General features: G+C 73.1%; 28 protein-coding genes. 16 read left to right on the forward strand and 12 right to left on the reverse strand.

Annotation, left to right across the window (positions count from 1 at the left end; all coding sequences use genetic code 11):
• Nucleotides 1-27 precede the first annotated feature (27 nt).
• Complete coding sequence (locus CRV15_RS14600; RefSeq protein ID WP_003956302.1) at nt 28-501, forward strand: DUF7144 family membrane protein; 474 nt, start codon at nt 28-30, stop codon at nt 499-501.
• Between the two features lie 210 nt (nt 502-711).
• Nucleotides 712-2301 (forward strand): alpha/beta hydrolase, encoded by a 1590-nt coding sequence (locus tag CRV15_RS14605; protein ID WP_009996749.1) that lies wholly within the window; start codon nt 712-714, stop codon nt 2299-2301.
• Between the two features lie 14 nt (nt 2302-2315).
• Here CRV15_RS14605 and CRV15_RS14610 read toward each other — a convergent pair whose 3' ends face one another.
• Together CRV15_RS14610 and CRV15_RS14615 are read right to left on the reverse strand one after the other, a co-directional pair.
• Nucleotides 2316-3188 carry an NAD(P)-dependent oxidoreductase gene (locus CRV15_RS14610; protein ID WP_003961038.1) on the reverse strand — a complete coding sequence of 291 codons (873 nt, stop codon included), beginning with the start codon at nt 3186-3188 and terminating at the stop codon, nt 2316-2318.
• Between the two features lie 1153 nt (nt 3189-4341).
• The gene (locus CRV15_RS14615; RefSeq protein ID WP_009996746.1) at nt 4342-4878 is read right to left on the reverse strand and encodes a GNAT family N-acetyltransferase; all 537 of its coding nucleotides are present in this window, start codon (nt 4876-4878) and stop codon (nt 4342-4344) included.
• 211 nt (nt 4879-5089) lie between these two features.
• Between CRV15_RS14615 and CRV15_RS14620 the strand changes: the two genes are divergently transcribed.
• The 8 genes from CRV15_RS14620 to CRV15_RS14655 all read left to right on the forward strand — a co-directional run bounded on the left by CRV15_RS14620 (nt 5090) and on the right by CRV15_RS14655 (nt 14519).
• The gene (locus CRV15_RS14620; RefSeq protein WP_009996744.1) at nt 5090-6313 is read left to right on the forward strand and encodes a helix-turn-helix domain-containing protein; all 1224 of its coding nucleotides are present in this window, start codon (nt 5090-5092) and stop codon (nt 6311-6313) included.
• A gap of 583 nt (nt 6314-6896) precedes the next feature.
• A complete protein-coding gene (locus tag CRV15_RS14625; RefSeq protein WP_003961036.1) occupies nt 6897-7370 on the forward strand; it encodes a recombinase family protein in 474 nt (157 codons plus the stop codon).
• Between the two features lie 160 nt (nt 7371-7530).
• Nucleotides 7531-9528 (forward strand): amidohydrolase, encoded by a 1998-nt coding sequence (locus tag CRV15_RS14630; RefSeq protein WP_003961035.1) that lies wholly within the window; start codon nt 7531-7533, stop codon nt 9526-9528.
• Between the two features lie 451 nt (nt 9529-9979).
• On the forward strand, nt 9980-10279 hold the full coding sequence (locus tag CRV15_RS14635) for a hypothetical protein (RefSeq protein ID WP_009996743.1): 300 nt from the start codon (nt 9980-9982) through the stop codon (nt 10277-10279).
• A 415-nt stretch (nt 10280-10694) separates the two neighbouring features.
• Nucleotides 10695-11411 (forward strand): class I SAM-dependent methyltransferase, encoded by a 717-nt coding sequence (locus CRV15_RS14640; protein WP_003956843.1) that lies wholly within the window; start codon nt 10695-10697, stop codon nt 11409-11411.
• A gap of 128 nt (nt 11412-11539) precedes the next feature.
• Nucleotides 11540-12673: a pyridoxal-phosphate dependent enzyme gene (locus CRV15_RS14645; RefSeq protein WP_003961032.1), complete on the forward strand. Its 1134-nt coding sequence runs from the start codon at nt 11540-11542 to the stop codon at nt 12671-12673.
• Nucleotides 12670-13926, forward strand: a complete 1257-nt coding sequence (locus tag CRV15_RS14650) for an ATP-grasp domain-containing protein (RefSeq protein WP_003956845.1) — start codon at nt 12670-12672, stop codon at nt 13924-13926. Before CRV15_RS14645 ends, CRV15_RS14650 begins: the two co-directional genes overlap by 4 nt.
• A gap of 89 nt (nt 13927-14015) precedes the next feature.
• Nucleotides 14016-14519, forward strand: a complete 504-nt coding sequence (locus tag CRV15_RS14655; protein ID WP_231405999.1) for a DUF6879 family protein — start codon at nt 14016-14018, stop codon at nt 14517-14519.
• Nucleotides 14520-14582: 63 nt separating this feature from the next.
• Here CRV15_RS14655 and CRV15_RS14660 read toward each other — a convergent pair whose 3' ends face one another.
• On the reverse strand, nt 14583-14894 hold the full coding sequence (locus CRV15_RS14660) for a hypothetical protein (protein WP_003956847.1): 312 nt from the start codon (nt 14892-14894) through the stop codon (nt 14583-14585).
• A 143-nt stretch (nt 14895-15037) separates the two neighbouring features.
• Nucleotides 15038-15169, reverse strand: coding sequence for a hypothetical protein (locus CRV15_RS37435; protein WP_003956848.1), 132 nt, complete (start codon nt 15167-15169; stop codon nt 15038-15040).
• Nucleotides 15170-15460: 291 nt separating this feature from the next.
• On the opposite strand from CRV15_RS37435, the gene CRV15_RS14670 reads away from it, so the two are divergent.
• From CRV15_RS14670 to CRV15_RS14685, 4 genes are all read left to right on the forward strand, one after another.
• Complete coding sequence (locus CRV15_RS14670) at nt 15461-16291, forward strand: helix-turn-helix domain-containing protein (RefSeq protein ID WP_003956850.1); 831 nt, start codon at nt 15461-15463, stop codon at nt 16289-16291.
• A complete protein-coding gene (locus CRV15_RS14675; protein ID WP_003956851.1) occupies nt 16288-16491 on the forward strand; it encodes a DUF397 domain-containing protein in 204 nt (67 codons plus the stop codon). The genes CRV15_RS14670 and CRV15_RS14675 overlap by 4 nt, the downstream gene beginning before the upstream one ends.
• Before the next feature lie 209 nt (nt 16492-16700).
• On the forward strand, nt 16701-16898 hold the full coding sequence (locus CRV15_RS14680) for a DUF397 domain-containing protein (RefSeq protein ID WP_003956852.1): 198 nt from the start codon (nt 16701-16703) through the stop codon (nt 16896-16898).
• Entirely contained in the window at nt 16898-17143 is a 246-nt protein-coding gene (locus CRV15_RS14685; RefSeq protein ID WP_003956853.1) for a DUF397 domain-containing protein, read from the forward strand. The genes CRV15_RS14680 and CRV15_RS14685 overlap by 1 nt, the downstream gene beginning before the upstream one ends.
• Nucleotides 17144-17218: 75 nt before the next feature.
• Here CRV15_RS14685 and CRV15_RS14690 read toward each other — a convergent pair whose 3' ends face one another.
• The 3 genes from CRV15_RS14690 to CRV15_RS36730 all read right to left on the reverse strand — a co-directional run bounded on the left by CRV15_RS14690 (nt 17219) and on the right by CRV15_RS36730 (nt 19095).
• Nucleotides 17219-18502, reverse strand: a complete 1284-nt coding sequence (locus tag CRV15_RS14690) for an IS30 family transposase (RefSeq protein WP_003960671.1) — start codon at nt 18500-18502, stop codon at nt 17219-17221.
• Nucleotides 18503-18584: 82 nt separating this feature from the next.
• Nucleotides 18585-18905, reverse strand: a complete 321-nt coding sequence (locus CRV15_RS36305; RefSeq protein ID WP_044955682.1) for a hypothetical protein — start codon at nt 18903-18905, stop codon at nt 18585-18587.
• Complete coding sequence (locus CRV15_RS36730) at nt 18871-19095, reverse strand: hypothetical protein (RefSeq protein ID WP_003956856.1); 225 nt, start codon at nt 19093-19095, stop codon at nt 18871-18873. Before CRV15_RS36730 ends, CRV15_RS36305 begins: the two co-directional genes overlap by 35 nt.
• 145 nt (nt 19096-19240) lie before the next feature.
• On the opposite strand from CRV15_RS36730, the gene CRV15_RS14705 reads away from it, so the two are divergent.
• Nucleotides 19241-19441 carry a DUF397 domain-containing protein gene (locus CRV15_RS14705; RefSeq protein ID WP_009996737.1) on the forward strand — a complete coding sequence of 67 codons (201 nt, stop codon included), beginning with the start codon at nt 19241-19243 and terminating at the stop codon, nt 19439-19441.
• Between the two features lie 71 nt (nt 19442-19512).
• Here CRV15_RS14705 and CRV15_RS14710 read toward each other — a convergent pair whose 3' ends face one another.
• From CRV15_RS14710 to CRV15_RS14730, 4 genes are all read right to left on the reverse strand, one after another.
• On the reverse strand, nt 19513-19719 hold the full coding sequence (locus tag CRV15_RS14710) for a hypothetical protein (RefSeq protein ID WP_003956858.1): 207 nt from the start codon (nt 19717-19719) through the stop codon (nt 19513-19515).
• Nucleotides 19716-20027: a hypothetical protein gene (locus tag CRV15_RS14715; RefSeq protein WP_009996733.1), complete on the reverse strand. Its 312-nt coding sequence runs from the start codon at nt 20025-20027 to the stop codon at nt 19716-19718. Before CRV15_RS14715 ends, CRV15_RS14710 begins: the two co-directional genes overlap by 4 nt.
• A 307-nt stretch (nt 20028-20334) precedes the next feature.
• Nucleotides 20335-20907 carry a sigma-70 family RNA polymerase sigma factor gene (locus CRV15_RS14725; protein WP_009996732.1) on the reverse strand — a complete coding sequence of 191 codons (573 nt, stop codon included), beginning with the start codon at nt 20905-20907 and terminating at the stop codon, nt 20335-20337.
• Between the two features lie 163 nt (nt 20908-21070).
• Entirely contained in the window at nt 21071-21751 is a 681-nt protein-coding gene (locus CRV15_RS14730; protein WP_003961028.1) for a hypothetical protein, read from the reverse strand.
• A 203-nt stretch (nt 21752-21954) separates the two neighbouring features.
• Here CRV15_RS14730 and CRV15_RS14735 point away from each other — a divergent pair, with 203 nt between their 5' ends.
• A complete protein-coding gene (locus tag CRV15_RS14735; RefSeq protein WP_003956862.1) occupies nt 21955-22995 on the forward strand; it encodes a ferric reductase-like transmembrane domain-containing protein in 1041 nt (346 codons plus the stop codon).
• A 348-nt stretch (nt 22996-23343) separates the two neighbouring features.
• Here CRV15_RS14735 and CRV15_RS14740 read toward each other — a convergent pair whose 3' ends face one another.
• Nucleotides 23344-23985, reverse strand: a complete 642-nt coding sequence (locus tag CRV15_RS14740) for a TetR/AcrR family transcriptional regulator (protein ID WP_003956863.1) — start codon at nt 23983-23985, stop codon at nt 23344-23346.
• Nucleotides 23986-24095 lie beyond the last annotated feature (110 nt).

Here is a 24095-nt window from a genome sequence, read left to right on the forward strand (position 1 = left end):
GCGACGGGGACAAGGAAAGGAGGTCCCATGAGCCACGCAGCACCGTCGGCCGGGACCCCGCCCCCCAAGCCCTCCCACGGCACCGGGCCGCACGGCACCGGCCGGCACGGGGACGGGAACAGCCAATGGGCCGTGGGCGGCGTGATCTTCGCGGGCGTCCTGATGCTCTGCAGCGGGGTCCTGGGGATCCTCCAGGGCATCGCCGCGATCGCCGAGAACGACGTCTACGGCCGGGTCGGCAACTACGTCTACCGGATCAACCTCACCGGCTGGGGCTGGATTCATCTGATCATCGGCATCCTGCTGGTGATCGTGGGTTACGGAATCCTGAAGAACATGGAGTGGGCCCGGTACTCGGGTCTCTTCCTCGCGTCGGTCAGCCTGATCGCGCAGTTCCTCTTCCTGCCGTATCTGCCGGTCTGGTCACTGATCATGATCGCCATCGACATCTTCATCATCTGGGCGCTGGCGGTCTACCACACCGGGGATCTGGACTTCTAGGAGTCCCGAGCCCCCGGACCGCCGCGGACTCCCGCGGACCCCGCGGGGTCCCGGAGACGCCGGAAGCCGTGTGGACCGGAGGCCCCCGGTGGGCCGCCGGTCCACACGCCCGCGCCCCGGCCCCCAGGGGAACCCCGGGGTGCTGTCCCCACCCCCGGCCCACCGGCCTCCCGGATGGGCCGGGCCGCCGTCCCCGACCAGGCTGGGGACATGGCGACTTCACATCTCACGGCGGTCGCGCTGGCGGCCGTCCTCACGGGTCTCGACGCCTCGCTGCCGCCGCCGGACGACCGCAGTCCGTCCCGTTCCGGCGCCCCGGCACTGGAGTGGACGGGCTGCGCGCGCACCGGCGGACCGGCGGACCAGGAGTGCGCGGACCTCACGGTGCCGCTCGACCACACGGACCCCGGCGGTCCGGCCGTCACCGTCGGCGTGTCCCGGGTGCCCGGCGGGCGCCCCGCCGCCGAACGGCGCGGAACGCTGCTCGTCATCGCGGGCGGCCCCGGGGGCTCCGGGATCAAACGGCTGGCGGAGAAGGGCGAGGCGCTGCGGCAGCGCACCGGCGGACGGTACGACCTGGTGGCCATGGACCCCCGGGGGGTGGGCCGGAGCACCCGGGCGAGCTGCGGTCTCGGGCCCCAGGACCGGATGCTGACCGCGCTGCGGCCCTGGCCGGACGGGGCCGGGCGGATCGGGGAGAGCACCGCCCGCGCCCGCCGGACGGCCGAGGCGTGCGGGCGCAACGGCGGCGCGCTGCTGCGGAGCCTCTCCACGGCCGACCAGGTACGGGACATCGAACGGTTCCGGCAGGCGCTCGGCGCGGAGAAGCTGTCCGCCTGGGGCATCTCCTACGGCGCGTACGTGGGCGCGGTGTACGCGCAGAAGTATCCGCACCGCACCGACCGCTGGGTCCTCGACAGCGTCGGCGACCCCGATCCCGCGCTGGTCTCCCGGGCCTGGATGGCCAACACCTCCCAGGCGGTTGAGGAACGCTTCCCGGACTTCGCGCGCTGGGCCGCCGACCCGGCCCGCGAGAACGAACCCGGGCACGGGGACGGACCCGGTCGCGGGGACGGACCCGGGCACGGGCGCCCGGGTGGGGGGCTGCGGCTCGCCGAACGCCCCGAGGACGTACGGCCGTTGTTCCTGTCGCTCGCCGCCCGGCTCGACCGCGCGCCGCGCCCGTCCGCGACCCCCGGTGTCCCGCTCACCGGCAACACTCTGCGCCAGGCCCTGCACCTCGCCCTCTACAGCGAGGCGGGCTTCGCCGGGCTGGCCCGGCTGCTCCAGGAGGTCCAGGACCCGCGGGCCAGGCCCGTGCTCCCGGCGGAGCTGACGGCCCCGGTCCCGGACGAGGACGTCGCCGTGATGGTCGCCGTCGTCTGCAACGACGTCCGCTGGCCCGGCCGGATTCCGGAGTACGAACGGGCCGTGGCCGCCGACCGGGCCCGGTACCCGCTCACGGCGGGGATGCCCGCGAACCTCCTTCCGTGTGCGTTCTGGAAGGACGCCCCGGCCGAGGAGCCCACCCGGATCACCGACGACGGGCCCTCCAACCTGCTGCTGGTGCAGAGCCTGCGGGACCCGGCGACGCCGCACTTCGGCGCGGTGCGGATGCGGGAGGCCCTGGGGCGGCGCGCCCGGATGGTCTCCGTCGACCGGGGCGGGCACGGGGTCTACCTGGGTGTGGGGGACGCCTGCTCCGACGCCGCGGTCACCCGTTTCCTGACCACGGGGGAGCGCCCGGAGACGGACATCCGCTGCCCGGCTCCCGGCCCCGCGCGGGGCGCCGACGGCTGAACGGGCGGCGGCGCTCAGGACGGCTTCTTCAGCAGCTCCACCATGCTGGAGAAGCTGTTCTCCGCGTAGCCCGCCGCCATGCCCCGCCGGAAGAACGCCACGACCGCCTCGGGGAGCGCGGTGTCGACCCCGGAGTCGGCCATGGTGTGCAGGATGTGCTCGACGCTCGCGGTGCCCATGGCCAGCCGGTCCACATCGCCCCCGTGGTGCCCCGTGTCGATGCGGTCGGCGTAGAAGCGGAGGAACCCCGGGAGCGAGGCCACGGTGTCCGAGGCGTGCGGCAGGATGTCCGCCGCCTTGAGGCCGTTGGCGTCGGCCAGGGCCACCGCCTGCCAGTAGCCGAGCATCGCGTTCCAGAACATCACCATCCCGATCTGGTACATCAGCGCCGCGAGACCCGGGTCCTCGCCCCGGTAGTCGGTGCGGGTCAGCGTCCGGAGCGTTTCCCGGTGGCGCTCGAACGCCGCCGACGGACCGCTGTAGAACGCGGACGACTCGGGCGAACCGATGCCCGACGGCGGTACGGTGACGCCGCCCGCGATCAGAGTGCCGCCGTGCTCCGCGATCCAGCGGGCGCCCGCGCGGGTCTTCTCCGGGGTGTCGGAGCTGAGGTTGACGACGACCTTTCCGGCGAGCGCGTCGGCGGCGGGCCCGAGCAGCGCGTACATCGCGTCGTAGTCGGTCAGGCTCAGCACGACCAGCTCGTTCGCGGCCACCGCCGCGGCGACGTCCGGCGCGCGCACCGCGCCCCGTTCGACCAGGGCGTCGGCCCGGGAGGCGGTGCGGTTCCAGACGGTGAGCCCATGGCCCCGGTCGAGCAGGGCGTTGCCCATGGCCTGGCCCATGGGGCCGAGTCCGATGAGGGTGAGGGGCGCGGGGCGGGACATCAGATCCTCCAACAGGGTGCGGTGGACACGTCGTTCACCCGGGTCGCGTCACTAGAACGAACGCTCTATCCAGGGCGTGGCGCCGACTGTAGCACGGAAAGTGGAGCGATCGTTCTAGTGGGGGCGGTGGAGTGGTGGGGGAAGTTGTCCACAGGCTGTGGATGGCGGATGGCGGATGGCGGATGGTGCGGGACGGAGGCCGGGGCGGCCCGCCAGGTCCGACCGTGAGCCGGTGCCGGGCCCCGGGCCGGGCTCCGGTTCGGGGGGCCGCCGCCTCGGTGGGTGTCCACGTAGACGGGCGCGCGGCCCGGCGAACGCCCGCCGCGGTAGGTGTCCACGCCGGTGAGTCCGCCGTGACGCCCGACGTGCCGCCCCGGCGGACGCGCCCGCCGCGAAAGCCCCTCGGCCCCGGCGCCGAGCGGACGGACCGTCATCATCCCGCCCTGCGGCCGATGTCACGGCACCGCCCCGCCGGACCGCCGCGCGGGGCGGCACGGCGGGGCGGCGCGCCGCCGGACCCGCCGTACGGGCCGTCGCGCCGTTGGCACCGCTCGCGGGGCGTCGTGCCGTCGGGCCCGTTGCGCGCCGGACCGCCGTACGGGGTCGCGCCGTCGGGTGCCGCGCGGGGCACCGGGCTGTCGGCACCGCCCGCCGGGTGTCGCACAGGAGAGTGCGCCGCCGGGCTGTGTACGGGGGAGAGCCCCGCCGGGTGCCGCGCGGGACGCCGCACCGCCGGGCCCGCCGTACGGGGTGCCGGTCCGCCGGGCTGCCGTCCGGGGCCACTGTCCGCCGGGCCCGCCGCCCCGGGGAACGGGCCACCGGGCGCCGTACGGGCGCCTGTACGGGGTGCCGCACCACCGGTGCCGCCGGACCCGCCGACCGGGGCGGCGCACGTTGACACCGCCGCCCCGGGGAGCGCCCGCCGGGTGTCGCGGGGCGCCGTCCCGACAGGCTCCGCGCAGGGGAACGTGTCGCCGGGCGCGGGGCACGTACGGTGGGCGCCGCCCCGTCGGCCCCGACGCCCGGGGCGCCCCCAAGCGTCGCGCGAGGTTCACGCCGCCGGGCCGCCGCCCCGGGGAGCGGGCCACCGGCGCCGCACGGGGGAGCCCGCCGCCGGGCCGCCGCCGCGCGGGAAGCGCCCCGCCGCGCGGGGCTACACCTCCCAGCGGGTCGCGTAGTACGCCACCTCCTCGTCCTCCCCGATGCGTTCCATCCCCGCCGCCCGCATGACCCGCTGCGAGGCGGCGTTGTCGTGACCGGCGTCCCCCTCGACCCGCCGGACGCCCGACTCCCGCGCGTGCGCGAGCAGTCCGCGCAGGGCCTCGGTCGCGTACCCCCGGCCCCGCTCCGCCGGGATCAAGCTATAGCCGATGGTCACGCTCCCGGCCTCGTCCGGCGGGCCGTGGAAACCCACCCCGCCGATCGCCCGGCCGCCGTCCCGCAGCCGCACCTCGTACGGGCGGTACGGGCCGTACGGCCGGGGGTCGCCGCCCGGTGACTCCCCGGGGATGTCCTCGTCGCACGCCCGCAGGAACTTCCGCGCGGCCACCAGGTCGCCGTCCGTGGGATACCCCGGCGACCAGTGGGCCGCCCGCCCGGGGTCCCCGTCCTGACCGGCGGTGAGCAGCCGTTCCGCCTCGGCGGGGTCGAGGGGGTGGAGGAGCAGCCGTTCCGTCTCAAGATCCTTCATGGGGGTGAAGTATGCGGGGCCGCCGCTCCGGGGGCGCGGGCCAGGAGGCCGATGGCGTCAACAGGGCGCCGTCCAGGGGTACTTGCCTGCCGGGAGCGCCCGGCGCGCGCCCTACCATCGGGAAGCAGTCCGCGCCCGAGACCGGCCCGGGGCGGGCCACGGGTCCCGGCCCCGTGACCCCGCCCCGGGCCCCCCGAGACAAGCCGCCGAGGTGAACGTGAGCAGCAATCTGTGGGCCAACCTGACCAACGGTGAGCGGATCAAGCACCTCAGGGGCGCCGACCTGACCCAACAGGGCCTGTCCGAGGCGTCCGGACTCTCGTACGCGACGATCCAGAAGGCCGAGCAGGACCGGGGGGAGCTGTCCATCGGCTCCCTGCTGAAGCTGGCCGCCGCCCTCAACACCGATGTGGCCGTGCTGCTCGGGCAGCAGGCGCCCCGGCGCGGCATGGGGCAGTCCGACCGCGCCGCGCTGCGCCAGCTCTCCGACGCGGTGCACGAGAGCGCGCTCGGCGAGTGGGAGGGCATCGACGACCCCAGCGACGTCCGGTCCCTGGCCCGCGCCCGGGATCTCGCGTGGGCCGCGTACTGGGCCAGCGACACCGCGCGGACGAGCGCCCTCGCCGGGAAGGTGCTCCTGGAGGGGCAGGTCCGGTACGCCAGCGCCGCCGGGGCCGAACGCCGTGAGCTGGGGCTGATCCTGGCGAGCACCTACCGTGTCGCCGCCTCCTGCGCCAACGGCTTCGGGCAGCGCGACCTCGCGCTGTCCGCCATCACCTCGGCGAAGCTGCTGGCGAAGGAGGCGGGGGACCCCGTGATGGGCGCCCTCCTCGACTCCACCCTCTCCTGGGTCCATCTGCGGGGGGCCAAGCTGACCCGTGCGGTCTCCGTCGCCGAACGGGCGGCCCTCGCGATCGAGCCCAGCTTCAGCCGGGCGTCCCGGCCCCAGCTCCTCGCGTACGGGCGGCTGATGGTCTCGGCGGCGGTCGCGGCGGCCCGCCGGGAGGACGGCGGCGCGGCCGACGACTACATCTCCCAGGCGCACGCGGCGGCGGCGCGGCTCGGCGGCGACGAGAAGCTGTACGGGACGACCTTCGGGCCGACGGCGGCGAAGACGGAGGCGGTCGGCATCCATGTGGCGCTGAAGAACTACGGGCGGGCGCTGAAGCTCGCCGACCACCCGGACATGAGAACGCTCCCGACGAGCATGTCCAAGGTGGCGCGGAACCGCTACCGGCTGGACGTCGCGCTCGCGCAGTGCGGCGCGGGGCTGTACGACGCGGCGGAGCGGACGCTGACGGAAGTGGCCCTGGACGCGCCCGACTGGGTCCGTCACCAGGCCCTGCCGGGGGTCATCGCGGCCCGGCTCGCCAAGGTGTCGACGGCCCGGGTCCGGCATCTGAGCGAGCTGATCGGCGTGCCTCTGATCGCCTGATGCCCTGATGCCCTGACGCCCTGACGCCCTGACGGCCCCCGACCGGCCGCCTGATCCGGCGACCGGCGGTCCGTCGACCGTCGCTCGGCGGCCCTCGGCCCGTCGCCCCGGCCGCCCGCCCGCCCCTTCGCCCTGATGGCCCGCTGTCCGTGTGCCTGACCGGCCGGGCGGCCGACCGGCCATGCGGCGGCCCTCCCCGGTGCGCCGACGCCGACGGTCACCGGGCCTCAGGGCCACCGTCGCGGCCCGCCGCCCGCTCGGGAGAGCCCCCACTTCCGGAGCCCCCACTTCCGGAGCCCCCACTTCCGGAGCCCCCACTTCCGGAGGCTCCAACTTCCGGGGCCCCACTTCCGGAGGCCCGGCTCGGAGACCCCGCTCCGGGGAGACCGCCAGGCCCGGACGGCCCGCCCCCCGGCCCGGACGGTGGCCCCTCGCGCCCCGCTCCGGACAGCGGTCCCCCCGCCCCCGGCCCCGTCGATGATCGTCCGACTCCTACGGAGCGTAGGAGTCGGACGTCCGTCATATGCCCGGTACCTACGCCCCATCGCTTCACTCGTGGTGACTGAATCGTCACGATGAGGTCATGTCCCGTACTGAGAGAACCTCTGCGCCGTCGTCGACCGTCCGCACGGACAGCGACCGCCGCCGCCGGCGGAACCTCGCGGACGCCGCCGCCGGCCGTCCTTCCGCCGGGTACGACGGACCGACCCGGCCCGCCACCCGGACCGAGCGATTCCGGGTCGTCGTCTACCTCTGCGGCGCCCCGGGCGCCGATCTGACCGCCCCTCGCCGCGCCTGTACCGAGTACACCGACTCCCTGGGCTGGACCGTCACGGAGGTCATCGAGGACCGCGACGGCCTCGGCCCCCCGGACGTCCGCACCGGGCTGAGCCAGGCCCTCGCCCATGTCCGCGAGCACCGCGCGGGCGCGGTCCTGACGCCGTGGCGGTCGATGATCTCGCCGCTGCCGCAGGAGTACAACGAGGTCGCCCGGAGGGTCGAGTCCTCGGGCGGCTTCCTCCAAGTGGTGGACGACGGCCGCACGGGAGCCCGCTGACGGCCCCGCCCGTCGGCAGCTCGGCCCGCTGACGGCCCCGCCCGGCGCTACGGCCTGCGCGTCCCCGCCCGCCGACGGCCGTTCGCGTCCCCGGCCTCCGGGGGAACCCCGTTCCGCTAAAGCGTTGGTGGTACGGGAATCAACCACTCAGGATGCGGCCATGACTTCTCCCGACATCGGCCGCCGTCGTCTGCTGTTCACCACCGGAGCCCTCGGCGCCCTCGGTGCCACCGCCGCGATCCCCTCGTCGGGGGCGCCCGGACCCCGGCGGAAGTGGGGGGCCGCCGCGCTCGTCGTCCACAACGCCCGGGTGCTGACCGGGGAGCCCGGCGCCCCGCCCCGCGAGGCCATCGCCGTCGGACGGGACGGGAACGTGCTCGCGACCGGCCCGTCCGCCGTCGTCCGCCGCCACGCGGGCCGGGATACCGAGGTCGTCGACGCCGCCGGGGCCACCGTGATGAGCGGCATCGTCGACGGCCACGCCCACCCCGTCGGCGCGGCCGTGCGCTCGCTCAAACTCAGCCTGGAACACCGCTCGTTCACCGTCGACGAACTGCTCGACACCCTGCGCGGCCATCTCACGGAGAAGGACGAACGCGGCGGCGGAGAGCCCGACGGCTGGCTGGAATTCGTCGATTGGAACCCCGTCGGACTGCTGCCCGCCGGGACCGTGCCCCACCACCGGCTGCTCGCCGCCCTGCCCACCCGCCGCCCCGTCGCCCTCCTCGGCGCGGACGGCCATGTCGCCTGGGTCAACCAGCGCGCGCTCGACCTCGCGGGCATCACCCGGGGCACCCCCGACCCGCCGGGCGGAACGATCGTCCGCGACCCCGACGGCAGCCCCACCGGGCTGCTCAAGGACGACGCGCTGTACGCGGTGACCCGGCAGATCCCCGGCCCCGAGGGGGACCGGCTGCACACCGCCTGCGCCCGGATGTTCGCCCGCGCCGCCGCGCAGGGCGTCACCTCCTTCCTCGACGCCGCCTGCACCGACTGGGAGCTGGGCGTCTACGCCGCCCTCGCCTCCTCCGGCCGGCTCCCCCAGCGGATCGCGACCGCCCTGCGGCTTGATCCCGAGGAGGTCGCGGACCCGCCCGAGGCGCTGAGCTGGCTGCGGGACGCCCGCAAGGAGTTCGGCGACATCCCCAAGGTGTCCGTCCGCACCGCGAAGGTCTTCCTGGACGGGGTGATCGAACACCCCACCCAGAGCGCCGCCCTGATCGATCCCTACCTCGACGGGGACGGACGGCTCACCGGCCGCCGGGGCGATCTCTTCGCCGACGCCGCCGCGTTCGGCCGTCTCGCCGTGCTGCTCGACCGGCACGGCTTCCAGCTCCACGCGCACGCCATCGGCGACCGCGCCGTGCGGACCGCGCTCGACGGGTACGAACGGGCGCTGCGCGCCAACGGCCCGCGCGGCAACCGGCACACCGTCGCCCACCTCCAGCTCGTCCACCCGGACGACCTCCCGCGCTTCGCCCGGCTCGGGGTCGTCGCCTGTATGCAGCTCCAGTGGGCGGTGCGGAACGCGTGGACGGTGGACGCGCTCCTCCCGTACCTCGGCGAGCGGCGCCACCGGCTGCTGTACCCGGCGCGGAGCCTGGAACGGCACGGCGCCGTCCTGGCCGGGGGCTCGGACTGGCCGGTGGACCCGCTCGCGGTGTGGAACCAGATCCGCACCGCCGTCGACCGCGAGGGCACGGCGGCCGAGCAGGGCGCGCTCCACCCCGGGCTGGAGGGGCTGGCGCGGGCCGCCGCGCTGCGCATGCACACCGAGGGCGCGGCCCGGCAGCTCCGTATCGACCACCGGGTGGGGCGGCTGACCCCCGGCCGGGCGGCCGATCTGATCGTGCTGGACCGGGACGTGACCCGGATTCCGGTACGCGAGATCGGCGATACGCAGGTCCGGCTGACGCTCGTCGGCGGGCGGACGGTGTTCGACGCGGAGACGGAGGAGGGGAAGGCGGTCCGCGCGGACTCGGTCCTCTCCTCCCTCGGGTCCTCCGCGCCGCCCGTGTCCTCCGCCTCTCCCGCCTCTCCCGTGTCCGCTGCGTCCGCTGTGTCTCCCGCGTCCGCCGGGCCCGGACCGTACGCGGACCGGCACCGGGCCTGCGGCTGTCCGCGTACGGCGGGGCGGGGGACCACGGCGCGGCTCTGAGCGCCGGGGTCCGGGCCGTGCGGAACGCCCGAGCGCCGCCGTGCGGGGCGGCGGTCCCGGGAGCCCGGGGCGGCGGTGGCATCCGTGCCCCCGTCTCCCGTGCCCGTCCCGTGCCCGTCCCGCGCCCGGGGCGTCAGGGCCGGTGTCCCCGCGCCCGGTGTCTTCGTGTCGGCTGCCTCAGCGCCCGGTGTCTTCGTGCGGGCGCACCGTCATCGAGGGCGGAGCCGGGGCCGGGGGCACGCCGGAGCGGGGGAACGGGTGACGCGGCGCGGGGCGCGGCGGGTGACGCGACGGCTGCGGCGGCCGGGTGATACGGGGGTGTGACTCCGCACGACCGTGGGAGTGACGGGCGCCCCGGTGGCGCCGATCCGCCCCGTGGCGCGGGCACGGTGACGCAGGGACGGCGGGCAGCCCGCCCGGCGTCCGCCCCACGACACAGAAGGAGACACGCGTGCGACGTACGCGACGCATCACCACGGCCCTCGGCTCCCTGGCCGCCGCCTGCGCAATGACCTTCGCCCTCGCGACCCCGGCCACCGCCGCGAACGGATGGCTCATCGTCAGCGGCGAGAAGATCGAGAACCCCAGCGGCTGTTACTCGGGCCGGTACTGGCCGCTCGTCGTGAACAACCAGACCGACGGCTACGCCCTCGTCTACGACGGCCCGAACTGCACCGGGCGCGTCATCGAGGTCGTCCCGCCGGGCGGGATGGCCACCTCGGAGTTGGGCCGGAGCGTCTCCATCAACTGACCGGATCGGCCGGACCGGTCCCGGTCCGCCGGTCCGGCTGAGGGGGGACCCTCCGGAAGGAGTCGGGTATGCCCGGGAACTCGGCACCGGTGTCCCCCGACTACTGGGGAGTGGGGAGGACAGCGCCCCCGGAGCCGAGGAGGTCGGTGCGGTGAGCGGAGCGAGTGCCCCGAGGGCGGTCGACGCGGAGGCGGTCGATCCGAGGGCGGCGGCTGCCGCGCGGGCGGATGACGTGTCGGCGGACACCGGGGCGACGGACGACGTGTCGGCGGAGGATTCGTCGGCGGAGGAACGGTCGGCGGACGCCGCGTCGACGGATGACGCGTCGGCGGCTGCCGCGTCCGCGAAGAACGCGTCGGCGGATGACGCGTCGGCGGAGGACGCGGAGGCAGCCGCCTGGTACGCGGACGACGGACTGTGGGTCGACTTCGCGCCCGCCATGTTCTCGGGGACCCGCGCCGACTCCGTCGCCGGACTGGTCGCATCGGCCCGGCTGCTGGACTTCCCGCGCGGCTCCCGGGTGCTCGACCTGTGCTGCGGACCGGGGCTCTTCCTCGTCCCGCTGGCCCGGCGCGGCCACCGCGTCACCGGGGTCGACCTCAGCCCCGCCATGCTGGAACGGGCCCGCGCCGCCTGCGAACGGGCCGGGGCCGAGGTGGAGCTGATCCGGGCCGACATGCTCGACTACACCGCCCCCGGTGCCTACGACGTGATCCTCAACGTCTTCACCTCCTTCGGCTACTTCGCCGACCCCGCCGACAATCTGCGGGTCCTGCGCAACGCCCGCCGCAGCCTCGCCCCCGGCGGCACCCTCCTGGTGGACGTGATGGGCAAGGAGGTCCTCGCGGGCTGGATCGGCCGGCCCCAGGCCGTCGACCTGCCGGACGGCTCGTACGTCGTCCAGCGGGACACCGTCCTCGACAGTTGGCGCAGGCTCCGTACCGACTGGACGCTGGTGCGCGGCGACACCGCCCGTACCGCGTCGATCCACTCCTTCCTCTACAGCGCCGCCGAGCTGCACGACCTGTTCGTGGCGGCCGGGTTCACGGAGGTGGAGTGCTTCGGCGACTTCGACGGCGGCCCCTACGACCAGCGCTCCCGCAGGCTCGTCGTCCGGGGCCGCGCGGGGTGAACGCGCCCGCCGCCCGGCCCGTGCCCCGTACTCCCGCCGCACCCCGCGCCTCCGCCACAGCCCGTGCCCGTACCGCTCCGCCCGCTCCCGCCGCGTACCGTCCCCGACCGGAGGAGAACCGTCCCCCCATGGCCGCCCCCGCCCAGACCACTCCGCTCGCCGCCCCGGCGCCGGACCCCGAGTCCGAGAGATCCCCGGCGCCCGCAGCCCCGGGCCAGGTGCCCGTCCACGAGCACATCACCGACGCCCTCAAGGCACCGGCGTTCATCCGGCTCTCCGGGTCCGTCGTCCTCGCCCGCTTCGAGACGATGAAGGTGTACGCGGCCCTCGGCGCCGTCCGCACCCTGCTGGAGAGCGGGCGGATCGTCCCCGGTCAGACGCTCGTCGACAGCTCCAGCGGCATCTACGCGCTCGCTCTCGCCATGGCCTGCCACCGCTACGGCCTCCGCTGCCACATCGTCGCCTCGACCACCGTCGACGCCACCATGCGGGCCCAGCTCGAAGTCCTCGGCGCGACCGTCGACCAGATGCCGCCGTCCCAGAGCCTCCGCCTCGACCAGGAACGGCGGGTGCGGCACGTGCGGGAGCTGCTGCGGCGGCGGCCGGACTGCCACTGGATGCGGCAGTACCACGACGGGGTGCACTACGCGGGCTACCGCGAGTTCGCCGCGCTCGCCGGGGCGGCGCTGCCCGCCGGGGCGCTGACCGTCGTCGGCTCCGTCGGCACCGGCTCGTCGACGGGCGGACTGACCCAGGCGCTGCGGGCGACGGGCCGCCCGGTGCGGCTGGTGGGGGTGCAGCCGTTCGGCAGTGTCACCTTCGGCAGCGAGGGGTTCAGCGACCCGGACGCGATCATCGCCGGGATCGGCTCCTCGATCCCGTTCGGGAACGTCCGGCACGAGCTGTACGACACCCTGCACTGGCTGGACTTCCGGCACGCGATGGCCGGGGCGGTGCAACTGCTGCGCGAACACGCCGTCTTCGCCGGACTCTCCACCGGGGCCGCGCACCTCGTCGCCCGCTGGGAGGCGGAACGCGCGTCCGCCGGGACCACCCATCTGGTGCTGGGCGCGGACACCGGACACCGTTACACGGAACGGGTGTTCGCCCGGCACACGGAGGCGCAGGACCCGCGCGGGCTGCGGCCCCGGCGGATCGAGGACCTCGCCGAGCTGGCGCCGCCGTGGTCGGTGATGGAGTGGGCGGGCCGCGCCGCCCCGCCGGGCGCCCGTGCCACCGTGCCCCTGGGGAGCGCACGGTGACCATCGCCTCCGTCGAATCCCTCTCCTTCGGCCTGATCAGGACCGCCGAGGCCGCGCGCGCCGCCGGGCACCGGCTGGCCCTCCTCACCGGCCACCGCGAGGTCTACCGCCATGAGCTGGCGACCATGCCCCCCGGCCTGCTCGACGTGATCGACGTCGACACCACGGACACCTGTGCCGTCCGCCGGGTGCTCAACCGGCTGCCCCGGCTCGCCGGGATCGTCAACACCACCGACACCTGGGGGACGTCCGTCGCGACCCTGGCGGCCGAGTTCGTCCTGCCGGGCCCCGACCCCGACGCCGTACGGCTGCTGCGGGACAAGGCCCGCGTCCGCGAGGCCCTGCACCGGGCGGGAGTCAGCGCGCGCACCGCCGTCGTCGTGGACCCCCGCAGCCCCGAGGAGGCCGCCGAGCGGATCACGGCGTCGATCGGGCTGCCCGCCGTCCTCAAGGACTCCGCCGGGACCTCCTCCCGGGGCGTGTGGATCGTCCGCACCCCCGAGGCGCTGCGCCCCGCCCTGAACGAGGCCGCCCGCGCGACGCTGAAGGGGCGGCTCCTCGCCGAGCCCTTCCTCTCCGGCCCCCTCTACAGCGCCGAGACCCTGAGCTGGCAGGGCGAGACCCGGCTGCTGGGCGTCGCGAGTCGGCTGACCTCCCGTTCCCCCGCCGTACGCGAGGAGGGCGCGGCCTTCCCCGTCGCCCTGCCGCCCGCCGACCGGGACGGCCTCGAACAGTGGGTCCGCCGCGTCCTCGCCGCCGCCGGGCACGACCAGGGCTTCGCCCATGTGGAGTTCGTGCTCACCGCCGAGGGCCCCGAACTGGTCGAGATCAACCGCCGCATCGGCGGCGCCCTGATCGGCGAGGCGCTCTGCCGCGCGCTGCGGGTCAATGTGTACGAGGCCCTGGTGGACATCACCCTGGGCCGCCGCCCCGCACTGCTGGACGCCCCCCGCCCCCCGGCGGACCTCCGGGGCCCGGCCGTCGCCTTCGTCCTCGTCTACGCCGACGAGCCGGGCCTGCTGCTCGACTGGTCGGGCCTGGACGGCCTGGACGCCTTCCCGGGCACGGTCGAGTGGTACCCGGTCCGCGTCCCCGGCGACCCCGTCCCGGCCGTCACCGACCAACGCGGCTGCACCGGCATGATCCTCGCCGAGGCCCCCACCGCCGAACTCGCCGGCCACCGCGCCTGGGCCGCCGCGACCACGGTCCAGGCGGTGATGGCTCCGGCGGAGGGGCTGGTGCCGGTGCGCTGACGGGGCCGGGGGTGCTCCGTTTGACCACGCCCGGAAGAGCCGAAACCATCGGTACGGCATGACCGTCGGCGGGAGGAGAAGCCGTGCTCGTGGGTGAAGATTTCGGGCGCCTCTTCGAGGAGTTCGAGCGGACCGCGTTCCGGCTGGAGACGCTGGACGAGTACGACATCGACGAGGAACGCGAGGAGATCGAGCGGTTCCTGTCGGGCGGGGACATGGGCCCGGAGTGGGCGGACAACCCGTGGGTGCGGTCGATGACGGACCAGGGCAAGCAGGTCTCCCGCGTCCATGTGCTGAGGTCGCCGCTCACGGACTACCTCCGCTACGAGCTGTCCGCGTATCCCGGCAACGTCACGGCGGGGGAGACGATCGGGATCGTCGACCTGTCGGGGCAGACGGTCACCGGTCTGCCCGACCACGATTTCTGGATCTTCGACGACCGGGATGTGTACCGGATGCACTACACGGAGACCGGTGCGTTCGTCGGCGGTGAGCTGCTGCCTCCGCAGGCCCTCGCGGAGTACCGGGGATACCGGGACCAGGCCCTGTCCGCTGCGGTGCCGTTCGTGGCGTACTGGGAGCGCCACCGCTGACGGACTCCATGACTTCATCGGGACGGCTCCCTGCGGTATCCGCAGGGAGCCGTTCGTCGTGGGTCAGGCGGTCACCGCTGCCGGTGTGGTGACGTGGTGGACGTCGGAGACGGCGACGGTGTGGATGTAGACGTGCCCGAGTTCCGCCCAGGCGGTCGCGTAGAAGTGTTCGCGCTGCTCCGGGGTGAGTGCTCGGGCCTCCGGTGCGGTGAAGACGGCTCGTGCTGTGGTGCTGCTGGGGCCGGTCCAGGGGCGTGCCCAGGGTGATACGGGCGCGGGGGTGGTGACGGCCGGTGTGGTGGTGCGGTGGCGGCCGTGGGCGGGCAGTAACAGGAACAGTGCCCGGGCGAGGACGCGGGCGATAGCATCGCGCATGTCGTTCAGCTCCTCTGTAGCTGATCGGCGAAGCCCCGGTGGACCGTTGGCGCGGTCTGTCGGGGCGCTTTGCGTTCATGGGGTGGCCTTGGGCCGTCCCTGACGGGGTGGTGGGGACGGCCCAAGGTCGGAAGGTTCCGCCGCTACGTGGGCAGGCTGAGGGCTTCCAGTTCTCGTGCGATCCCGGAGGCGATGACTCCCAGGACGATGGCCCACAGGGAGAAGATCGCCAGGGCGCTCGCTATGGAGTGCCGTTGGGGCTTTCGGGGTCGCACGGAAAACCTTTCGATTCCGGTGGGGGATCGTCCTGAGGGGGGCTCGGCTTGAGCGGGCAATTGATCATGGGGCATTCGCAGGGGCCGAAATCGAACGGGTTGAACTCCGGTTCCATGCGATAGGGCTGACGCAACGTCAACCTCCGGTGAGGGCGTCGGGCAGGGGAATTCCATGTGGCATGCACGGGCCATTCCTCTGTGCAGCCATTCCGCTACCGAGGAATCTCAGCGTGTACTACAGTCGGCCCTGCCCTCAACTTGCGTGTTTTGATTGACGAGTGAGGTCCGTGAATGGTGCATCGTAAAGAGCTGAACCCCGAGAGGTCGCCGCGCGACAGGTTTGGGCAGGTCGTGCGCGCATTGCGGGACGAGCGTGGCTGGACACAGGACGAGCTGGCGGAACGTCTGGGCTGCTCGGGCTCGCATGTCTCCGCCATTGAAACTGGTCGACGGGCGACAACTCCACAGTTCGCGAGAAAACTCGATCGCGTTTTCGGAACGGGCGATCGCCTCGAACGTCAGAGCCAGTCCGCTCGGCAAACGGCGCTTCTGGAGGGATTCTCGGCGTTCCTGAGGGAAGAGGGGCAGGCGGCGGAGGTCCGACTCTACGAAGTGGGGATCATCCCGGGGCTGCTTCAGACACCGGAGTACGCTGCGGCGCTGGCGGAGAGCGCCGTCAAACGAGGGGAGATCAACACCGATCAAGCGCAGGAGCGAGTGGCGCTCGTGGCGACGCGGCAGGCTGCGCTTGCCCGGACGCCCGCCCCGCTGATTCTGGCGGTGCTGGACGAGGGCTGCGTCCGTCGGCCCATCGGTGGCCCCGGCGTGATGGACGCGCAGCTCGAACGGCTGCTTGAGTTCGCCGAGCAGCCGAATACGTCGCTTCAGATCGCCCCGTTCTCGATGGGAGATCTTCGTCCGTTCAATCTTCCTGTGACGGTGCTGACTCTTGTGAACCGTTCACTCATGGCCTACGCCGAGTCGGCGCACCGAGGGCATCTTGAGCGGGAAAGCCAGTTCGTAGTACCCATACTCACGTCTTATCATCAGCTACAGGTGCACGCGCTTCACCAGGCGGCAACCGTGGCCATGATTCAGCAGCTACGAAAGGGCACCCCGTGATCACCCCTGAGCACCTGCGCTGGCACAAGTCCTCCTACAGCGACCACGGCGGTCAGTGCGTCGAGTGGGCTCCCTCGTACGCGTTGGCTCACGGTGTTGTCCCGGTCCGCGACAGCAAGCAGAGCGACGGCCCCGTCCTGATGGTCTCCGCCGCCGCGTTCACCGGCCTTGTGACCATGGCCCGCGACACCACCCGTTAAGCGAACAGCACGCACAGAAGCCCCGTTCCCCCAAGCCGGTCGAGGGAGTGGGGCTTCCGGCTGCCGTCTCGCTCCGCCCGCTTCATCGCCGCCTCCACGCGGGAGTACACCCCACATGTCGGCGGGCCTTCCGTGAGCCGCGCGCACCTGGGACCGTTGCTGAAGCTCCCCGAGCAGCCGGGCCATCCGCAGCGACGAAAGGGCACTCCATGACGACCGAATCCCTCGACTGGATCAAGTCCTCCTACAGTGGCAACGGCGGTCAGTGCGTTGAGTGGGCTCCCTCGTACGCGTCCGTTCACGGTGTTGTCCCGGTCCGCGACAGCAAGCAGAGCGACGGCCCTGTCCTGATGGTCTCGGCCGCCGCGTTCACGGGCTTGGTGGCCATGGCTCGCGACACCCGGTAATGATTCCTCCGACGAAGTCAGCGGCGACGAAAGGGCACTCCGTGATCACCCCTGAGCACTTGCGTTGGCAGAAGTCTTCCTACAGCGGCAACGGTGGTGTTTGCGTTGAGTGGGCTCCCTCGTACGCGTTGGCTCACGGTGTTGTCCCGGTCCGTGACAGCAAGCGGAGCGACGGCCTCGTCCTGATGGTCTCGGCCGCCGCGTTCACCGGCCTTGTGACCATGGCCCGCGACACCAGCCGTTAAGCGAGCAGCACGCACAGAAGCCCCGCTCCGCCGAATGGCGGATTCTAGGGATCGTTGCAACACGTGGTCGGTTGATCAGGCCGTGAGCAGTTTAGACAGGCGCTCGGCTGGGGTTTCCCAGTCGAGCGTCTTGCGTGGGCGGCGGTTGAGCTGGGCGGCGACGGAGTCAAGGTGTTCGCGGGTGTGGACCGACAGATCGGTTCCCTTGGGGAAGTACTGCCGGAGCAGGCCGTTGGTGTTCTCGTTCGAGCCGCGCTGCCAGGGACTGCCGGGGTTGCAGAAGTAGACCGGGACATCGGTGGCGACGCTGAATGCGTGGTGGCCGGCCATCTCGCTGCCCTGGTCCCAGGTGAGAGAGCGTTTGAGGTGGGGCGGCAGTGTCCGCACGGTCTCGGCCAGGGCATCCCTGACGCTGGCAGCGGTATGGTCGGCGGGCAGGTGGAGGAGCATCACGTAGCGGGTGCTGCGTTCGACGAGTGTGCCGATCGCCGAGCCGTTGTTCTTCCCGATGATGAGATCGCCTTCCCAGTGGCCGGGCACGGCGCGGTCGTCCGCCTCGGCGGGGCGGTCACTGATCATGACCATGGGGTCGGTGAAGCGGGCCTGTCGGCAGTTGGCCTGGCGGTGGGGCCTGCGGCGGGCGCGTCCGGTCCGCAGGGCACCGGCGAGCTCCCGTCGCAGATGGCCGCGCCCTTGGACGTAGAGCGCCTGGTAGACCGTTTCGTGGACCACGTGCATCTCCGGCTGGTCGGGGAACTGTCTGCGCAGAGCGTGACAGATCTGCTCCGGGCTCCACTGCTCGTCCAGACCTCTCTGGACGGCGTCCCGCAGTTCGGAGTTGTGGGTGATCTTCCGTGGTTTCGGGCGAGGACGTCGGGCGTCGGCCCGGGCCTGGGCGGCGAAGGGGCGGTAGTGCCACTGGCCGCGGGTGCCCTCGGTGCGGTTGCGCCGGACCTCCCGGCTGATCGTCGAGGGACTGCGGCCCAGCTCAGCGGCTATCGAGCGGATGGGCGCCTTCTCCCGGAGCCGGTCAGCGATGTGGATGCGCTCGCGCTCCGACAGATAGCGGGACCGCGCCCGCGCGGGCAGGGGCACCCGCTCACGGGGAACGGGTGCCCGCTGGGTGTAGACGCCCTGGCCGGGGACGGCCGTCGTCCGGCTCACCGGCGGTCTGAACCGCTTCGGGTCCCACCGGCCGTTGCGCCACTCACGGCCGGTGCGCGCGTTCACGCCGACCAGCGCGGACGCTTCTTTGCAGCTGTACCCCGCCTTCACGAGCCGGAAGTATTCCTCCCGCTCAGCACGGAGCTTCCTCCGCCCCTGAGCCACAGTCCGCACCTTACGGATCTCGAAGTCCATCACACCCCTTGAACTGGGGTGTTGCAACAACCACTAGAACCTAAGAATCCGGTCGAGGGAGCGGGGCTTCCGGCTGTCGCACCTACTGCGGCGCGGGGACCACGGCAGGGGTTGCCATGTCGTTCTCCCGGAGAGCAAAGTGGTCGATCTCCACACTGCGCACGAGTACCCCCGGGAAGTCATCGAAGCGCTCCAGGGCCTCAGCGATGGCCTCGGTCAGGGTCTCGGCCTCGAAGAGGCAACTGAACTCCGCATGGCCAGGGCTTTCCACCAGGCCGATCTGTCCGTCGTGGAAGCGCTCCAGACCGGCCAGAAAATCCGACTGCTCCGGAGTCAGCGGCTCCTGAAGATGCAGAGTGAAGTACCACTCACGCACAGCCACGGTGCTTGTTGATGAAACCATCGATCCTCTTCGCCTCTCCTCCGGCACTCTTGGGTGTACAGCTCACCTCTTGGCGCCCACTGCACGGGCAGCAGATCAGCCAGCCCCAACGATGTCGGTTCCTGTCGTGCGTCACCTTGAGCCCCGCCGCTTCCGCCCGCTTCAGCGCCGCTTCAACGTCCTTCTTCTGGTGCTTGTCGCCCCGTCCCATGACCGCACAACGATGCTGACGAGACAGAGTCACCCGGCGGCACCCCGCGCATGTCGGCGGGCCTTCCATGAGTCGCGCGCACCTGGGACCGTTGCTGACGTTCCCCGAGCGGCCGGGCCATTCGCAGCGACGAAAGGGCACTCCCATGACGATCAAATCCCTCGACTGGATCAAGTCCTCCTACAGCGGCAACGGCGGCGCCTGCGTCGAGTGGGCCCCGTCCTACGCATCCACCCACGGTGTCGTTCCGGTCCGTGACAGCAAGCAGAGTGACGGCCCTGTCCTGATGGTCTCCACCATCGCGTTCGCGGGCCTCGTGACCATGGCCCGGAGCGACGCCCGGTAAGCAAACACATAGAGCAGCCCCGTTCCCCATGGCAACCAGGGGCACGGGGCTGATCGTTGATGCCGGGAGTCTCAGACGCCCCCGGGATTGCACAGCGAGCAGGGCACGCTGAACGGCCCGTTTGGGTGGCGCATCACGATGACGCGCAGCCCGACGCAGGTGCGGCAGTCGGACGCCCCCCGGCGCTTCAGGGTGTACCTCGCCTCACGCCGGTAGTGGTGGAACACGTCGATGTACGCGGGGTTGGTCCACCATCGGGGATCTTCCTCGGGTCTCATGAGTCCGACCCCGGCGGGGGCGGCGCGGGGAGCATGGCGGGAGTCGCCATGTCGTTCGAGGCGAGGTCGAAGTGGTCGATCTCCACACTGCGGACCAGGACACCGGGGAAGTCATCGAAACGGCTCAGCGCGTCGGCGACGGCCGCAGTGAGGGTGTCCGCTGGGATCGCACACGTGAACCGGCTGTGGCCCGGACGCTCCGCGAGCCCCACGCCGCCTTCCCCGAACCGGTCCAGTCCGTCCAGGGTGTCCTTCTGCTCCTCGGTGAGGGGGGCGTCCAGCACAAGGTTGAAGTACCAGTCACGCACAGCTCCGGTGCCTCCATGTGAATTGCTCAATCCTGTTCGCCTCTCCGCCGACGCTCTTGGGCGTGGAGCAGAGGGGCCGTCCTCAGCGGTGACGGCTCTTGTCGTGCGTCACCTTCAGATCCGCCCGCTCCGCCTTCTTGAGCGCCGCTTCGACGTCCTTCTTCCGGTGCCCGCCCCCAAAGGCATGGTCGTACAACTACGCGCATGCCAGAGGCTGTTACGGGCTATCGCGGCGCGGTCCACCCGATTGGGCGACGCACGGCCCGCCCGGGCCACGAGGGGCGCGGGCGGGCCGGGGGAGTGAGGGTCAGGCCGCGAGGAGTTGGGGGCCCTGAGGTGACCACACCTCCGCCAGGTCGCGGCGGGCCCGGGCGACGCGGGAACGTATCGTCCCCACCGGGCAGCCGAGCAGCCGCGCCGCCTCCGCGTACGGCAGGCCCAGGACGCAGGTCAGGACGAACGCCTGCCGCCGCCCCGGCTCCAGCGCGGCGACCGCGTCGGCGAAGGCCACCGACTCCTCGAAACCGGGCAGATGGCGTGGCTGGGCCCGGTCCGCCGCGCCCAGCCAGTCCGGGGTGTCGGCGATCCGGGGGCGGGCCGCCGCGCGGCGGTAGCGGTCGACGACGACGCGGCGGGCGATGGCGAGCAGCCAGGAACGGGCGCAGGAGCGGCCCGCGAAGCGGCTGATTCCCGCGAGGGCCCGCAGAAAGACCTCCTGCGTCAGATCCTCCGCGCCGCGTGCGTCGGCGGTGAGGTGGACGACGAAGCGGCGTACGTCGTCGTACGTGGCTCTGACGAACCGTTCCGCCGCGCTCCGGTCACCGAGTCCGGCGGCCAGCGCCCAGCCGGTGATCTCCGTGTCGCGGTCCGGGCCGGACATCCCGACGATGGCACCGGTGTCACTGCTGTCATCGACGGCACCGGAGCCCTGAGAGCGAGCATACGAATAAAGCATGAAAAAACGCCTCCACATCCGGGGCATACCCATCAGAGGTGGTGAAAGTGAAAGAAAGCTGTAAAAGGTGTTGGTAACGGCAGGAAGCTCAGGCCGGGAGGCGGCCGGGCGGGCCGCGCCAGGACACCGTGCGCAGCGGCAGCAGAAAGGCGGGGAGGGGCGCGGGCTCGGGATGTCCGGCGGGCGGGGGCGGGGCGGTCGGCGGCGCGTGCGTCCCGCGCAGCACCGCGTCGATCAGCGCCGTACGGATCAGCGCCGTGCGGACGCTGTGCACGGGCCCGTCCGCGAACAGGGCCAGCGCCCGGCCCAGTTGGACGAGGGCCTGCTCGCCGCGCCAGATCCACCAGCCGCAGACCGCCCCGGCGAGCAGGTGCGCCCCGGCCATGCCGGAGGTCAGCGAGGCGGCCAGCGCGTCGAGGTGCACCCCGTACCCGAAGAGGCCCCCGTCCCCGCCGAGCGGCACCTCCTGCGCGGGCGCGTGCCCGGCGGGGTGCCCGGCGGCGTCACCGGGCCCGCCGTGCGCGACCAGCCCGAACAGCACATGGAGCGCGAGCTGCTGCGCCGCGCAGGCGACGACGACGACCCCCGCCGACCGCCGCGCGCGCGTGAGCCGCCAGGACGCGGCGAGCACGGGCGGCAGCGCGAACACATACCCCTGCGGCGACGGCGAGACCCCGGCGGCGAGCGCGTGGCCGAGTCCGGACACCACGACGCACACGGCGGCGAGCACCGCCGTGTGGGCGAGGCGGAGCGCGTATCCGGCGGCCATGGGCGTCATGGTGCCAGGGGGACCGGGGGGACGGGGAAGACCCGCTGAAACGGATAATCCCGGACATCGAACCCGTTAATCGGACAGGCGTACGGAGTGACGCACGTCACTCCGGCGGATCGGGGGGTACGGGGGAACTTTCCGGCCGTCCCGGCCGACTCCTACCCCGACGCACGCACACAGCGAGGAGCGGAGCCGAGTCGATGCAGGAGAACACGGAGCCCGGCGCGTCCGGACCGGCCGCCGCTCCGGGCGCGGAGGCGTCCGTTCCGGCGGGGTCTGCTCCGGAGACGTCCGTCCCGGCGGCCCGGCGCGAGGAGCCGGGAGGCGCGAGAAACCGGGTCACCCTCCGCTCCGACCTGCGCGCGAGCGTCTGGGACGGCCTGCTCGCCCTCCTCGTCACCGGCGCGGTCTTCGCGCTGCTCTGGGTCCGTATCCAGGACCGGTCCTCGTCGACGGCCACCGTCATGCCGTTCATGGCGGACGACCCCGAGGGCTTCTGGGTGTACTTCCTCAGCCAGGCGTTCGGCTGGTCCGCGCTGCTCTGGGCCTGGGGCACGGTCGTGCTGGGGCTGCTGCTCTCCGGACCCCGCCCGGCCCGGCTGCCGCTGTCCGCCGCCCGGCTGGAACGGCTGCACCGCACCACCAGCCTCAACACCATGGCGCTGATCGGGGCGCACGCCCTCCTCTTCGCCGTCGAACTGGTCCGCCACGACAAGGACGCCTGGTACTCCGCCGCGTGGACGGCTTTCGTCGAGGCGTTCGTCCCCGGCGGCTACGACTCCGGCACCGGCCGCATCGCCCTGCCGATCGGCCAGGCGGCCCTGTATCTCGCCATCCCGCTGGGGCTGCTCTTCTATGTGCGCCACCGCATCGGCCCGAAGACCTGGCGGGTCCTGCACCGCTTCGTCCTCGTCGTCTATGTGCTGAGCGTCTGGCACACCCTGCTGTACGGGACGAACGTCTGGTACGACGGCTGGTTCCGCACCACCGTCTGGCTGCTGCAACTGCCCATCGCCGCGCTGTTCCTGCTGCGTCTGCTCCGCCCGGCCCGGCGCTCGCAGCGGCTGGACTCCCTGGGCGCGCACGCCGGCTCCCCGGCGCTCTGGGGGGTGCGGCTGCTGGGCCGGGCGGCGGTCGCGGGGCTGGTGGTCGTCCTGCTCGCGGTCCTGTTCACGGGCCGGGACGGCGGCCGGGGGGCGCCGCCGGAGGACACCTCGTCGACGCACCAGCACGGCGAGTAGGACGGCGCGCAGGCCACCACGGCGAGCGGGCCGACGAGGCGAGTGGACCCCACGCGGCGGGCGGGCCACCCGGGCCGTCGGACCCGCGTGGCGACGGGCCCCGGCCGCTCGGACGCTCGGACGCTTCGGGCTCGGGCGCTGCCGGCGCGCTCGGGCGTCCGGGCCGCAGGCGCCCCGGATGCCGTCCGGCCCGCAGCCTCCGGCCCGGTGGCCCCGGGCCGTCGGACCCGCGCGGCAGACCCGCCCGCCCGGGCTCAAGGCGCGGGGCTGAGCCGCTGCCGGGGTTCAACGGTGTCGGCCACCCGGACCCCGGGTGCCCCGGGGTCCGGCCCGGACGCCCCGCCCCGCTCAGGCGCCCCGCTGCCCGTCCTGCCCGCTCTGCCCGTCCCGCCCGTACGCCAGCGCCGCCGTCGCCGTGACCAGTAGGTCCAGCGCGCGGCGCGTCTCCTCGCCGGGGGCGGAGTCCCCCTGGATCACCAGGTGCATGCAGAGCCCGTCGAGCCCGGCCACCAGGAAGCGGCCCAGTGCCTCGGGCTCCACCGCGTACTCCTGGCCGGAGCGCTCCGAGAGCCGCCGCAGCACGTTCGCCGCGATGGCGGCCGTTTCCTCGTGGTACCGGGCGACCACCGTCCGCAGCTCCGGCGTGCGCAGTGAGTGCGCGACCAGTTCCAGCCAGAGCAGATTGAGGTCCGGGCGGCCGGTCAGATCCTCCAGGAAGGCATCGGCGGTCAGCCGCATCGCCTCCTCCAGGCCGGTCGCGTGCTCGGCCGCCGTCTGTACCCGGGCGATCACGTCCTCGGTGAGGGTCTCCAGGACCGCCCGGTAGAGATCGGCCTTGGTCCCGAACGTGTAGTGGACGGTGGCCTGCGCCACGCCCAGTTCGGCGGCGATCGCGCGGGTGCTGCCCGCGGCGACCCCCTCCCTGGCCATCAGGGAGACAGCGGCGGCGATCAACTGGGGGCGCCGCTCGGCGGCGGTTACATGAGCCATGAAAAGCACTATAGCGACATAGTCCACCGCCTCTGTCAACTGCTCGTGTCGAGCGACATTGTCACCTGACAAAGTCATGCGTATGGTGGAGCTCGGGAAGGCGCCCACCA

Source organism: Streptomyces clavuligerus, assembly GCF_005519465.1.
Lineage (GTDB): Bacteria > Actinomycetota > Actinomycetes > Streptomycetales > Streptomycetaceae > Streptomyces > Streptomyces clavuligerus.